This window comes from Ruegeria sp. I1, from assembly GCF_056532675.1.
This window is the reverse complement of the sequence record NZ_JBQFNM010000010.1, coordinates 81,481-95,027: the sequence shown is the minus strand read 5'-3', so window position 1 is coordinate 95,027 and position 13,547 is coordinate 81,481. Positions and strand designations below refer to the sequence as shown.

Below are 13,547 nucleotides of genomic sequence, written 5' to 3'. Positions count from 1 at the left end.
CGCTGGACCCGGGCAGGGCGCGCACTTAACCTGCCCCCAATGCTACGCTATGCCCTCAAACGACTGCTTTCACTTGTGATCAGCCTTGCCATTGCTTCGGTCGTCATCTTTGCGGTGATCGAGGTGGCGCCGGGTGATCCGGCCTCGTTCATGTTGGGGGTCAATGCGCAGCCCGACACATTGGCTGCGCTGCGGGCCGAGTTGGGCTTGGACATGTCCAAGACCCAGCGCTACTTCAACTGGGTTAGTGGGATGCTGAAAGGGGATTTCGGAACCTCGTACACCTATCGCACGCCTGTTTCACAGATGATCGCGGATCGGCTGTGGGTGTCTTTACCACTGGCTCTTTATGCACTGAGTTTGTCGACCCTGATCGCCTTTCCCGCAGGCATCTATGCCGCTGCGCGCCGCGGTAAACCGGGTGATCTCACGGTGATGGGAGCAACACAGCTAGGCATCGCGGTGCCGAATTTCTGGTTTGCGATGATGCTGGTCCTGATCTTTGCCATAAACCTGCGCTGGTTCAATGCGGGCGGGTTTGCTGGCTGGGACAACGGATTCTGGGCCGGGCTGCATTCCCTGACCCTGCCCGCGATTGCCCTGGCCTTGCCACAAGCGGCCATTCTGGCGCGGGTGATGCGATCCTCGCTTTTGGACATACTGGGCGAAGATTTCATGCGCACGGCCCGCGCCAAAGGGCTGTCGCGTCGTCAGGCGCTGTGGCGACACGGGGTGCGAAACGCGCTGATCCCGGTGCTGACGATCATCGGGCTGCAGTTTTCGTTCCTTTTGGCCGGGTCGATCATTATCGAGCAGGTGTTCTACCTGCCCGGCCTCGGGCGGCTGGTATTTCAGGCGATCTCGGCCCGCGATCTGATCGTGGTGGAATCGGTTGTCATGCTGCTGGTCTTCGCTGTCATCACCGTGAATTTCCTTGTCGATTTGGCCTATGCTGCCGTCGATCCCAGGCTGAGGAGCCGGACATGAGCCGCAACCTGATCCTAGGCGCGGTGCTGTCCTCGCTGGTCTTGCTCGCGGCGCTGATCTCGTTTGTCTGGACGCCCTATGACCATGCCGCGCTGGACATTCCCGCGAAACTGCAGCCACCCAACGCGCAGCATTGGTTCGGCACCGATCACTTCGGGCGCGACATGTTCTCGATGATCATGGTCGGCGCGCGGACGTCCATTGCCGTGGCGCTGGTCGCCGTGGGGATCGGTATGGCGTTGGGCGTGCCCTTGGGCCTGACAGCGGCCGCACGCAAGGGATCGTGGCTGGACGAAGTCATCATGCGCGGCAACGATCTGGTCTTTGCTTTCCCCTCTCTGGTCATCGCCATCCTGATCACGGCCGTGTTCGGCGCGGGTGCCATCAACGCCATCATCGCCATCGGCATCTTCAACATCCCCGTCTTTGCCCGCATCACCCGAGGGGCGGCCCTGTCCCTGTGGGAGCGTGAGTTCATCCTCGCCGCCCGTGTCTCGGGCAAGGGCGCGGCGCGGATTTCGGCGGAGCATATCCTGCCCAACGTGGCCAATCTGCTGATCGTGCAGGGCACCATTCAATTCAGCCTGGGCATTCTGGCCGAGGCGGGCTTGAGTTACGTCGGTCTCGGGGCGCAACCACCCACGCCAAGCTGGGGTCGGATGCTGGCCGATGCGCAGACGATGGTCAGTTTTGCCCCACATTTGGCTCTGATTCCGGGTCTGGCGATCATCGTGACGGTATTGGGCCTGAACCTGCTGGGTGATGGTCTGCGCGACTGGCTGGACCCCCGAATCCGGGTGGCGCGGGCATGAGTTTGCTGCGGATCGAGAACCTGTCGCTATGCATTCACGGGGGCGAGATTTTGAAACAGGTCAGCTTGTCGATTGCACCGGGGCAGATCGTTGCTGTAACCGGGGAAAGCGGCTCGGGTAAATCGATGACCGCGCTGGCCGTGATGCAGTTGTTGCCCGATGGGACGGAAAGTGATGGCTCGATCCTGCTGGACGGGCAGGAAATCCTGAACCGGCCCGAGGCAGAGATGTGCGCATTGCGCGGTGCTTCGATCGGGATGGTGTTTCAAGAGCCTATGACTGCGCTTAACCCGGTCAAAACCATCGGCGATCAGGTGATGGAGACCATCCTGATCCACAAGGCGATGCCTCCTGCGCAGGTGCGGGAGCGGGCGGAAGAGGTATTGGCCCGAGTTGGGCTGCCTTCTGATCGCTTCCCCCTGTCCCGCTATCCGCATGAATTGTCCGGTGGTCAGCGTCAGCGTGTGGTCATCGCAATGGCGATTGCCTTGCGCCCTAAACTGCTGATCGCGGATGAACCGACAACGGCGCTGGATGTGACCACTCAGGCGCAGATTCTGGATTTGCTCAGGGGCTTGGTGACCGAATACGACATGGGCCTGCTGATGATCACCCATGATCTGGCTGTTGTCGCCGATATGGCGGATCAGATCGTCGTGATGCGCCATGGCGAAGTCGTCGAAAGCGGTGCAACCGACTATCTTCTGCACAACATGCAGCACCCCTATACCCGGATGCTGTTTGAGGCGTCGAACCATCAGGTGGCTCTGCCCGATGCAAAACAACCACAACCGTTGCTAGAGGTCACGCAAGTGGTCCGTGACTATCGCCTGCCGCGCAAGGGCCTGTTCGATGCGCCCGGTCATACCCGTGCCGTGGATCAGGTCAGCTTTACCCTCAACCGGGGTGAGCGGCTGGGTCTGGTCGGGGAGTCCGGATGCGGAAAATCGACCCTAACACGGGCTATTTTGGGGTTGGAAGAGGTTCAATCCGGTAACATCCGGTTGGATGGTCAGCCGGTGTTCTCCGGTCACAAGCCGAATCCGGCCGTGCGGCGCAAGATGCAGGTGGTGTTTCAAGACCCTTATGGCAGTTTCAACCCGCGCCACCGGGTTGCGCGCCTGATTACCGAACCATTTCATTTACTCGAAATCCCTCCGACTGGAGGCGAGCGGCAGGACCGCATTGCCGAAATGCTGATCGCCGTAGGGCTGCGCCCAGAGGATGCGGACAAGTACATCCACGAATTTTCGGGTGGTCAGCGACAGCGCATTGCCATTGCCCGCGCGCTGATCATCCGCCCGGAACTGATCCTGTTTGACGAAGCGGTCTCGGCCCTCGACGTCTCGGTCCGGGCGCAGATTCTGGATTTGCTGGCTGAACTATGTGACGCCTATGATCTGACTTATCTGTTCATCAGCCACGATCTGAGCGTCGTGCGCACGATCACGGACAGGGTGATGGTCATGCAAGCCGGGAAGCTCGTTGAACAGGGCGAGACCGAGCAGGTCTTCACCAATCCGCGCCATCCATACACACAAAAGCTGATTTCTGCTGCGCCGCAGTTGCCGGAGATCGGAGTGGGTGCTGCGTGATTTTCCCCGTGTTAGAGCCGAAATAGGAGTTAGATATGACCAATGCGATATGGTTTGATCCCAGCCTCTGTTTGATCGGGGGCGCGTGGCAATCGCCGCTCACCGCTCAATCGTTGCCCTTGGTCAACCCGTCCGATGATTCTGAAATCTGCCAGATCGCGCGCGGTGGAGCATCGGATATCGACGCTGCTGTCGTGGCAGCCCGCGCTGCACTAGATGGCGAATGGGGCCGAATGCCTGCATTCGAGCGTGGGCGCATTCTAAGTCGTTTAGGTCGGTTGGTTCTGGACCGTGTCGAGGATCTGGCCGTTTTGGAGGCCAAGGACGTTGGCAAACCGCTGACGCAGGCAAGGGCGGATGCCGTGGCCTTGGCGCGGTATTGTGAGTTTTATGGTGGTGCCGCGGATAAGGTGATGGGCGAGACCATCCCGTATCTGGATGGCTACACCGTCTACACGCTGCGCGAGCCACATGGCGTGACGGGCCATATCGTGCCGTGGAACTACCCAATGCAAATCATTGGCCGCTCGGTCGGGGCCGCCCTGGCCATGGGCAATGCTTGTGTGCTGAAACCAGCGGAAGAGGCCTGCCTGACCGCGCTGGCCTTTGCCCATCTGGCGACTGAGGCCGGGCTGCCTGCCGGTGCGTTGAACGTTGTGCCGGGTCTGGGGGCCGAGGCCGGGGCCGCGCTGTCCGGGCATCCGGGCGTCGATCACATCTCGTTCACCGGGTCCGTTGCGACCGGGGCTTTGGTGCAGCAAGCAGCGGGGCGCAATGTAGTCCCTGTGACGTTGGAGCTCGGCGGAAAATCACCGCAACTGGTGTTTGATGACGCCGATTTGGACGCATCCCTGCCGTTTCTGGTCAATGCAGGCATTCAGAATGCCGGGCAAACCTGCTCTGCCTCATCCCGCATTCTGGTGCAGCGTGGGGTCTACGAACAGGTCAAGGCGCGGATGGCTGAAGCCTATGGTCAACTGACCGTGGGGCCTGCGATAAATGACCTGCGGGTGGGCCCGCTGATCTCGAACCGGCAAAAAACCATCGTTATGGGTTTTCTGGAGAAGGGAGAGGATTTGACCATCGTGGGGCAAGGGAGGATCACGTCGGATGCGCCAGAGACAGGTGCCTATGTCCGGCCGACGCTGTTCGCGGATGTTCCCGCCAATCACGTTTTGGCGCAGGATGAGATTTTTGGCCCAGTACAGGTTCTGATCCCGTTTGAAACCGAAGAACAGGCTCTAACTATAGCAAATAGTACCGATTATGGCCTTGTCGCCAGCATCTGGACCCGCGATGGCGCGCGGCAGATGCGGTTGGCGAAGCGCCTGCGCTCGGGTCAGGTGTTCATCAACAATTACGGTGCGGGCGGCGGCGTGGAGCTTCCGTTTGGAGGGGTCGGAAAATCCGGACACGGCCGCGAAAAAGGGTTCGAGGCGCTGTATGGCTTTTCACAACTCAAGACGGTGGCGGCGTTTCACGGCTAAACAATCACCTCAATTGCCTTCTGAGCACCGACACCAAACACCCGCTTGTATCGGTCGATCTGATCGGCTGGACCCATCGCTTTTTCCGGGTTGTCCGACAGCTTGACCGTTGGTCGCCCATTGGCCGACACCGCCTTGCAGACCAGCGAGAACGGCGCGAGAGCGTCGTTCGGCACAAGCCCGCGGAAATCATTGGTCAACAAGGTGCCCCACCCAAATGAGATGTTGGTGCGCCCGACAAACTGCGCGTGCAGCTCCTTGATTTTGTCGACGTCCAGCCCGTCGGAAAAGATGATCCGTTTCTGCGTTGGGTCTTCTCCACGGGACTTCCACCAGTCGATGGCCACTTCGGCCCCTTCAGCAGGGTCGCCACTGTCGATACGAATCCCAGTCCAGCCCGCCAGCCAATCGGGCGCGCGGTCCAGAAATCCCTTAGTACCGTAGGTGTCTGGCAGAATGATGCGCAGATTGCCGTCATGTTCTTCATGCCAGTCGCTGAGAACGTCATAGGGGGCCTGAGCCAGCGCCTCATCCGTATCGGCCAGAGCGGAATAGACCATGGGCAGTTCGTGGGCGTTGGTGCCGATGGCCTCAACCTCGCGCCGCATGGCGATCAGACAGTTCGAGGTGCCGGTGAAAGCAGGGCCCAACCCTTCGATCATCGCCTGAGCACACCAGTCTTGCCAGAGGAACGAGTGCCGCCGACGGGTTCCGAAATCCGCAATCCCAAGACCTTGAATGGCGCTGAGTTGTTCAATCTTCTCCCACACCCGGGTCATGGCGCGGGCATAAAGAACCTGCAACTCGAACCGGCGCATGTGGTTTAGGACGGCGCGCGAACGCAGTTCCATCAACACGGCCAAAGCGGGGATTTCCCACAGCATGACCTCGTGCCATTTACCTTCGAAGGTCAGCTCGTACTGATCGCCTTTGCGCTCCAGATGATAGGGCGGCAGGCGCATATTTTCGAACCACTCCATAAAATCCGAGCGGAACATCTGCCGTTTGCCATAAAACATGTTACCCCGCAGCCAGGTGCTTTCCCCTCGGCTGAGGCTGAGCGAGCGGATGTGGTCCAGCTGTTCGCGCAGTTCGCCTTCGTCGATCAGGCGCGCCAATGGCACGTGATTCGAGCGGTTTATCAGTGAAAACTCGACATTTGTTTGAGGCTTGTTTCGAAACACTGACTGGCACATCAGCAGTTTGTAGAAATCCGTATCGATCAAAGACCGCACAATCGGATCGATTTTCCATTTGTGATTGTAAACACGGGTCGCAATATCGACCATGGGGAACTCCTGCGATTTCCGTTGTTAGATCAATCGGCACGACGAATAGCAAGAGTCGCTGATTTGGTGACAATGCCCGTTTGACGCCACAAAGCGGGCATATTGTTTGATTGGATCACCGATTAGTGAGGGTGCGGGATGGAAAGATAAGGTTGTTAGTTGTGAATGAGTCTTCGATACGACTTTGATATTTTAAGAACAGCATCAGACGATCAAACATTTGAAACACTTTCGGGCGAGACCAAAGATGGGGTTCGCCCGGTGGCGATGTTTCGGGATGTGAAGACGTCTGATGCATTGCGCGGGGCGTCGCCCAAGATTCGCAAGATATTTCAGGATGCGGGGTTCGAGCTGGCCGCGCATGACAGCGGAATTGCGCCCGATGTATACTCGCCCGCAGATAAGGCTGACCGCGACCAGATTTTGCAAGTGCTGTTTGCCAACATCAAAAACCAGGGCGTTCAGGGTGAATACAGTGGTGAGTTCGATCTTTTGCAGTTCCTGGCGCATGTGAAACGCGCGCGGCCAGTGCAGGGGATCGTGCAGCCTGTTATGACTGCCCCCGCGCCCGAGCCAATGCCGACAAACCGAACCAGACGGCGAGCAGTGCCGGGCCGCATTGGCTTTGCCCTAGGGCTGGCCGTCATTCTGTTTGTTCTGTTCAAGTTCCTTGAGGCGACCGGGACCTCGACACCCTAAATTAGAACCACCCCTGCGGTCCGCATCGCCTGCTCAGCCGCTGCCATCGACCCGTCCATATCGATCCCGCGACAGGCATCCAGCCGAACGGTCACATCCAGCCCCAGCTGCGCGGCATCTACGGCAGAGTAATGGACGCAGAAATCCGTAGCCAACCCGACGAGGGTGACCTTCGACAACCCACGTGTGTCAAGATAGCCTTTCAACCCTGTCGGCGTCTCACGGTCGTTTTCAAAAAAGGCAGAATAGCTGTCGATTGCTCTGCGAAACCCTTTGCGGATGATCAGATCGGCATCGGTGCGCAGACCGGGGTGAAACGCAGCGCCATCCGTGCCCTGAACGCAGTGATCGGGCCACAGGACCTGCGGGCCATAGGGCATATCGATCAGCTCAAACGGGGCTTTGCCCGGGTGCGAACTGGCAAAGCTGGAATGACCTGCAGGATGCCAATCCTGCGTCAGGATCACCGCGTCGAAATCATCCATCATGGCATTGATCGGGGCCACGACCTCGTCCCCGCCCGCAACGGCCAGCGCACCCCCGGGGCAGAAATCATTTTGGACGTCGATTACGATCAGGGCATGGGTCATCTGGGGGCCTCCTTTGATGCCTTATCGGTAGGCGGGCGTGGGTTGGTCGTCAATGCGGTCTCTTGCGACTCTGCGCCTGCGGGTTTAGACCGCGCGCATGTACACGATCGCTGCTCTCTATCACTTCACCCGCTTTCCGGATCACGCCGCCTTGCGGGATCCGTTGCTGGACCTGTGCCGCGCCCAATCGGTCAAGGGCACACTGCTGCTGGCGCAGGAAGGTATCAACGGCACTATCGCGGGTCCTCGTGCTGGGATTGATGCGGTGCTGGCGCATATCAAAGCGCTGCCCGGATGTGCTGATCTTGAGTGGAAAGAGGCAACCGCAGACCATCCGCCATTCGGCAAAATGAAGGTGCGGCTGAAGAAAGAGATTGTGACCATGGGCCAGCCGGATGTCGATCCGCGGGCCCGTGTCGGCAACTATGTTGAGCCGGAGGAATGGAACGACCTGATCCGCTCGGACGACGTGGTCGTGATCGATACGCGCAACGACTATGAGGTGGCGATCGGTACGTTTGAGGGCGCAATAGACCCTGAAACCGCCAGTTTCCGGGATTTCCCGGCCTGGTGGGAGAAAAACAAGGACCGCTTCCACAACAAGCGCGTGGCCATGTTTTGCACCGGCGGCATTCGTTGCGAGAAATCCACCAACTATCTGCTGGGGCAGGGGGTCGAGGATGTGTATCACCTGAAAGGCGGCATCTTGCGCTATCTCGAAGAGATGCCTGCCGAAGATAGCACCTGGCAGGGCGAATGCTTTGTGTTCGACAACCGCGTTTCGGTCGGTCATGGGCTGGTGGAGGGGCCGCACCGTCTGTGCCATGCCTGCCGCCGCCCGATCCTGCCCGAAGATATGAAACGCCCAGAATACGAGCATGGCGTGGCTTGTCATCGGTGCGTCGATGAAACGACTGAGGCAGATAAGGCCCGGTTTCGTGAACGGCAAAAGCAAATTTTATTGGCACGCAAACGTGGGTTCGAGCACCTGGGTTCGAGCTAAATTCAGCTTGCGGGTCCGCCCCTTAGGACTGATGATCAGGGGCACACCTGCGGGACGGAGCCTCAATGCATCGTGAACCCAAAACTCTGGAAGAGTGGAAATCGACCCTGCTGGCCGCATTGGGTTTGGTGATTGCCAGTTTTCTGGCGTGGTATGGCCTGTCGCGCCTCAGTGATGCGACCGCTGGCGATACAATCGGTTCTTTCGCCTCAATGGGTCTGTTGATCTGGATCGCCTCGCAATCTTGGTACTATGTGACCCAAGTGAAATCCCCCCGGCGGCTGTTGCTGCTGATGGGCGTGTCCTTCATTCAAGTCGTGCCATTCCTGTTTGCTGCCGCTTATGGCGCCTTTGGCTATAACGACAATTGCGTGATCGGCGCGCAGGGGCCTGCGGACATCCTGTATTTCTCGTATGTCACCTTCACCACCGTCGGCTATGGCGATATGTCCCCAGTCGGACTGTGCCGCGCACTTGCTGCGGCCGAAGCGGTCACGGGCTATATCCTGCTGGGTATGTTTGTGGCGGCCGCGGTTGCGATCTATGCACGCAACCACAGCCCAAATAGCCAAGGTTAGAGCCTATTTGTTCTGGTCAATCCAGCGCGACATCATCCGTTTGTCATGGAAGCACTCAGATGGGATAGGTCGACGTTTGCTGCGCGAGATACGCTCGGCAAAGGCGACCTGCTTGCCAGTTGGGTAATTGTCGAATTGCGAGGTTACGCGGGGCTTGTGCGCTGAAATCCAATCCGACAGCATCTTGCGGTCTCGCTGCACATCTACGGGGATTTCCAGCGCAGATTGCTCTGCAATCGCACGGGCATACCGCATCTGCCGGTCTGTTACCGGAAGCAGGTGATAATCGTTGCTTGGCTCACCCAGAGCCGAATTTCGGATGTGCTGGGCCATCGGCTTGTCCTCTGACTATGTAGAACATAAATAGAACATTAACCAAATATTTCAAGTATTCTGTGGGGTTTGGTGTGTTGTTCGGCGCTTTTCCTCCAACTCAACCCTGTGTGACTGGTCCGTATCCAAAAGGTTCACAGGGTTACTCCACATAATCCTGAAGCTTTCAAAATATCATAAAGGATTCAATTGGGTTGAGTTAAACTCATGTTAAGAAAGCCCTGTTCCCGACATTTCGCGTCGGGAACAGAACATATGCCCATTCCAACCTATGGCTGACTCTTGTTTAAACCTGCCCTGCAGGCAGCGCCCGATTTTTTAGGAGAGATCTCATGAAAACCCACGCACAGGCCGTCGTTATCGGAGGGGGCCTAGTCGGTTGTTCAATCCTTTATCATCTGGCCAAGCTTGGCTGGACAGATGTTGTTCTGCTGGAGCGGGATGAGCTGACATCCGGCTCGACCTGGCATGCGGCGGCCAATATCCACGGGCTGCATGACAATAACAACGTCACGCGCATCCAACACTATACGATGAATCTGTATAAAGAGCTGGAGAAGGAAACCGGCCAGGGTTGCGGTGTATTTCAACCGGGTTCGCTGTACCTGGCCCAAACTGAAGACCGCGAACATCAGTTGCGCTTGCAAGAGGCTAAGGCGCGGTTCTACGGTCTGAACTTCTATGAAATCAGCCGGGAACAGGCAAAAGAACTGCATCCGCTGGCGCAGTTCGATGATATCCGCTGCATCATGTACGAACCCGATGGCGGCAACGTCGATCCGTCCGGTGTGACCATGGCTTATGCCGCTGGGGCGCGTGCCATGGGAGCCACGATTGAGCGGTTTTGCCCCGTAGTAGGGACGGAACAGCAGCCCGACGGCTCTTGGATCGTGAGGACCAAAAAGGGTGACATCCGCGCGCAATGGGTGGTCAATGCCGGGGGCCTGTGGGGGCGCGAGGTCGCGGCTTTGGCGGGCATCGAATTGCCGCTGCAACCGACCGAGCACCAGTATTTTGTCACGGAATCCATCGACGAAGTGGCCAGTATGGGCCGTCGTCTGCCCTCAATCGCCGACCGGGATGGCGAGTATTACTTCCGGCAGGAAGGCAATGGCCTGCTGATCGGGGCTTATGAGAAAGACATGCGGTTCTGGGCCGAAAACGGCACGCCGCTGGATTTCGCCCACGATCTGTTCCCCGACGATCTGGATCGGATCATGGAGAACGTGATCCGCGCCACCGAACGTGTTCCGGTTGCTGCCACGGCGGGTGTCAAACGCGTCATCAACGGCCCAATGATCTGGTCGCCGGATTCCAACGCGATCTGGGGCCCGGTGCCCGAGCTACAAAACTATTTCTGCTGCACCGGCATCATCCCCGGTTTCTCGCAATCCGGCGGACTGGGCTTGTTGGCGGCGCAATGGATGATCGAGGGCGAGCCGCAATACGACATGTTCGCTTGGGATCTGGCTCGCTTTGGCGATTGGGCCGACAAGAAGTTCACCCAAGCACGGGTTGAAGATCAGTATTCGCACCGTTTCGCCATCCACTTCCCAAACGAGGAACGCAGCGCTGGTCGCCCCGCCCGCGTGCGCCCGGCCTATGAGATGCAAAAGGCGATGGGGTGTGTTTTTGGCCTGAACTGCGGCTGGGAACATCCGCTTTGGTTTGCCGACCAGCCCGGCACGGTCGAAACCAACGGATTTACCCGCCAGAACTGGTGGGAGCCGGTGGGGCGCGAGGTTCAGATGTTGCGGGACGCGGTCGGCGTGATCGATATCTCGAACTTTGCCAACTATGTGATCAAGGGCCCCGGTGCCCATGACTGGCTTGATCGGCTGGTCGCCAACCGCATCCCGACTGAGATTGGGCGATCTTGCCTGACACCTCTGATCTCAGTGCGCGGTGGCGTGGCTGGGGATTTCACGATCACCAAGGTTGCCGACGACGAATACATGATGATCGGCTCGGGCATGGCCGAGCGCTATCACCAGCGTTTCTTCAACATGGTCGACCTGCCCGACGGTACCACGCTGGACGTCGCAACTGACCGGATCGCCGGATTCAACGTGGCCGGTCCGAAATCCCGCGATGTCCTGCAACGCCTGACCAACGCGGATCTGTCGAATGAAGCGTTCCGCTTCATGCGCTCACAAACCATCGAAGTCGCAGGTGTCACCTGCCTGGCCATCCGCGTCAGCTTTACCGGCGATCTGGGGTGGGAGCTGCATTGCGCCGAATCCGACCAAATCAGACTCTATTCAGCGCTTTTAGAGGCCGCTAAGGACCATGGCGGCGGCCCGGTTGGCGGACGCGCGCTGGGGTCGCTGCGGATCGAAAAGGGTTATGGTTCTTGGGGGCGCGAGTACTCTCAGGAATACTGGCCGCAAGAGGTTGGTCTTGCGGGTCTGATCAAGCTGGATAAGGATTTCCTGCACAAAGACGCCTATCTGTCTATCAAGGACAATGCCGCGCGCGAGGTTCTGTCGATCTTCGAGGTTGACGCAGCCGATGCAGATGCCAGCGGCGGTGAACCGATCTTCGCCCCGGATGGTACGCCGGTGGGCCGCGTGACCTCGGGCGCATACGGCTATTCGGTCGGGAAGTCGCTGGCGATCGGCTATGCGAACCCGAAAGTGGCCAAGCCAGGCGATACAGTTGAGGTTTTCATCCTCGGCAAACCGCACAAAGCGAAGATCCTGTCAGAGCCCCCGTTTGACCCGGCAGGCCGCCGACTGCGTGATGTACAACCGGTGATGGAGGGCGCGGCGTGACCAACAGCTTCGCCCGCGTTGCCGATTTTGCGCTGATGCGGGCGGCTGCCGACATGCCGAACAGCGCGCAAGAGGCTGCGGCGCTGATGATGCTGGACACGATGGGCATTCTGATCGCGGCGGGACCGATGGAGGCGGGCGTGATCGCGCGCGATGCCGCGGCCCTATTGTATGCCAGCACTGATCCAGCGTTCAGCGCCCGCATGATGTTTGATGGCCGCGCGGTCAGTCTGGCAGGTGCGGCTTATGCGGCCGCGACTCAAACCGATAATCTGGACGGCCATGATGGCTATAACCCTACCAAGGGTCATATTGGCGTGGTCGTTTTGCCCACTCTGGTGGCTTTGGCTGAACATCGCCCCGATCTGTCAGGCCTCGAGGCTTTGGCAGCGGTGATCACAGGCTATGAAATTGCCGGTCGGGCCGGAATATCGCTGCATGACAGCGTCACTGACTATCACACATCGGGCGCGTGGAATGCTTTGGGTGTCGCGGCCATGGCCGCGCGCATGCGGGGGCAAAGTGCTGAACAACTGCGGCAAGCCATGGGCATCGCCGAATACCATGGACCCCGCGGCCAGATGATGCGCGAGATTGCAAACCCAACCATGCTGCATGACGGGTCAGGCTGGGGTGCATTGGTTGGTCTGTCCGCCGCCGTGCTGGCCGAGCGCGGGTTTACCGGAGCCCCGGCCATCACGATCGAATCCGATGAAGCGGCATCGCATTGGTCAGATCTAGGGACCTTCTGGCAGGTCGAGCATCAATATGTGAAACCCTATCCCATCTGCCGATGGGCCCATGCGGCCATCGATGCAACGCGGGCGGTGATGATCGAACACGATTTGAGCCCTAGTCAAATTGCGACCCTAAAGGTGAACAGTTTTCATCAGGCCGCCTGTCTTTATTCAGGTATCCCTCTGACAACATCTCAAGCGCAGTATTCTTTGCCTTTTGCGGTGGCCGTTTATGCACTTCATGGTCGGATCGGTGTTGAGCATATCTCGGGGCCCGGCCTTTCTGATCCAGAGGTTGCTGAGTTCATGTCCCGTATTCAGGTTGCAGAAATTGAGCGGCACACCGCGCGTTTCCCTAAAGGGCGCTGGGCTGATGTTGAGATTACCACGATGGATGGGCGACTTCTTCATTCGGGTGATATCCATGCCCGAGGCGGCCCCGAAGCACCGTTTTCGCGATCAGACGTAATTGCGAAATACATGGAATTCGCTAAGCCTGTGGTAGGCGCGGATCGCGCCGAGGCCATCCGCGACGCGATATTGAGCTGGACCGATCCGCATTCGCGCTATTCGGATTTGGCTGCGCTTCTGTATGAACCACCAGCGCCATAGTCTATTTCCTAAGCTCATAGAATTAAGACCGCAATTGGCGTCGCTGGGTTG

Annotated in this window: 12 protein-coding genes; 9 read left to right on the top strand and 3 right to left on the bottom strand. The window is 58.6% G+C overall.

Going from position 1 to position 13,547, the window contains the following annotated elements; genetic code table 11:
• Nucleotides 1-39: 39 nt before the first annotated feature.
• The 4 genes from ACR0DH_RS17290 to ACR0DH_RS17275 are packed head-to-tail and all read left to right on the top strand — an operon-like array spanning nucleotide 40 to nucleotide 4,881.
• Complete coding sequence (locus tag ACR0DH_RS17290; protein ID WP_480551004.1) at nucleotides 40-987, top strand: ABC transporter permease; 948 nt, start codon at nucleotides 40-42, stop codon at nucleotides 985-987.
• Entirely contained in the window at nucleotides 984-1,799 is an 816-nt protein-coding gene (locus ACR0DH_RS17285; RefSeq protein WP_170640558.1) for an ABC transporter permease, read from the top strand. The genes ACR0DH_RS17290 and ACR0DH_RS17285 overlap by 4 nt, the downstream gene beginning before the upstream one ends.
• On the top strand, nucleotides 1,796-3,394 hold the full coding sequence (locus tag ACR0DH_RS17280; RefSeq protein WP_480551006.1) for an ABC transporter ATP-binding protein: 1,599 nt from the start codon (nucleotides 1,796-1,798) through the stop codon (nucleotides 3,392-3,394). The genes ACR0DH_RS17285 and ACR0DH_RS17280 overlap by 4 nt, the downstream gene beginning before the upstream one ends.
• Before the next feature lie 35 nt (nucleotides 3,395-3,429).
• Nucleotides 3,430-4,881, top strand: a complete 1,452-nt coding sequence (locus ACR0DH_RS17275) for an aldehyde dehydrogenase family protein (RefSeq protein ID WP_480551008.1) — start codon at nucleotides 3,430-3,432, stop codon at nucleotides 4,879-4,881.
• Here the strand turns inward: ACR0DH_RS17275 and pncB are convergent.
• A complete protein-coding gene (pncB, locus tag ACR0DH_RS17270; protein ID WP_480551010.1) occupies nucleotides 4,878-6,170 on the bottom strand; it encodes a nicotinate phosphoribosyltransferase in 1,293 nt (430 codons plus the stop codon). The two genes, ACR0DH_RS17275 and pncB, sit on opposite strands and share 4 nt — an antisense overlap.
• Nucleotides 6,171-6,335: 165 nt before the next feature.
• On the opposite strand from pncB, the gene ACR0DH_RS17265 reads away from it, so the two are divergent.
• Nucleotides 6,336-6,869 (top strand): hypothetical protein, encoded by a 534-nt coding sequence (locus tag ACR0DH_RS17265; RefSeq protein ID WP_480551012.1) that lies wholly within the window; start codon nucleotides 6,336-6,338, stop codon nucleotides 6,867-6,869.
• Here the strand turns inward: ACR0DH_RS17265 and pncA are convergent.
• Complete coding sequence (gene pncA / locus ACR0DH_RS17260) at nucleotides 6,866-7,459, bottom strand: bifunctional nicotinamidase/pyrazinamidase (RefSeq protein WP_480551014.1); 594 nt, start codon at nucleotides 7,457-7,459, stop codon at nucleotides 6,866-6,868. The two genes, ACR0DH_RS17265 and pncA, sit on opposite strands and share 4 nt — an antisense overlap.
• Nucleotides 7,460-7,556: 97 nt before the next feature.
• Here pncA and trhO point away from each other — a divergent pair, with 97 nt between their 5' ends.
• The gene (gene trhO, locus ACR0DH_RS17255; protein WP_480551016.1) at nucleotides 7,557-8,462 is read left to right on the top strand and encodes an oxygen-dependent tRNA uridine(34) hydroxylase TrhO; all 906 of its coding nucleotides are present in this window, start codon (nucleotides 7,557-7,559) and stop codon (nucleotides 8,460-8,462) included.
• Between the two features lie 65 nt (nucleotides 8,463-8,527).
• Entirely contained in the window at nucleotides 8,528-9,040 is a 513-nt protein-coding gene (locus tag ACR0DH_RS17250; protein ID WP_480551018.1) for a potassium channel family protein, read from the top strand.
• A gap of 3 nt (nucleotides 9,041-9,043) precedes the next feature.
• Here ACR0DH_RS17250 and ACR0DH_RS17245 read toward each other — a convergent pair whose 3' ends face one another.
• A complete protein-coding gene (locus ACR0DH_RS17245) occupies nucleotides 9,044-9,373 on the bottom strand; it encodes a hypothetical protein (protein WP_480551020.1) in 330 nt (109 codons plus the stop codon).
• Between the two features lie 332 nt (nucleotides 9,374-9,705).
• On the opposite strand from ACR0DH_RS17245, the gene ACR0DH_RS17240 reads away from it, so the two are divergent.
• Both ACR0DH_RS17240 and ACR0DH_RS17235 read left to right on the top strand, forming a co-directional pair.
• Nucleotides 9,706-12,147, top strand: coding sequence for a GcvT family protein (locus ACR0DH_RS17240; protein WP_480551022.1), 2,442 nt, complete (start codon nucleotides 9,706-9,708; stop codon nucleotides 12,145-12,147).
• Nucleotides 12,144-13,496 carry an MmgE/PrpD family protein gene (locus ACR0DH_RS17235; RefSeq protein WP_480551024.1) on the top strand — a complete coding sequence of 451 codons (1,353 nt, stop codon included), beginning with the start codon at nucleotides 12,144-12,146 and terminating at the stop codon, nucleotides 13,494-13,496. Before ACR0DH_RS17240 ends, ACR0DH_RS17235 begins: the two co-directional genes overlap by 4 nt.
• Nucleotides 13,497-13,547 lie beyond the last annotated feature (51 nt).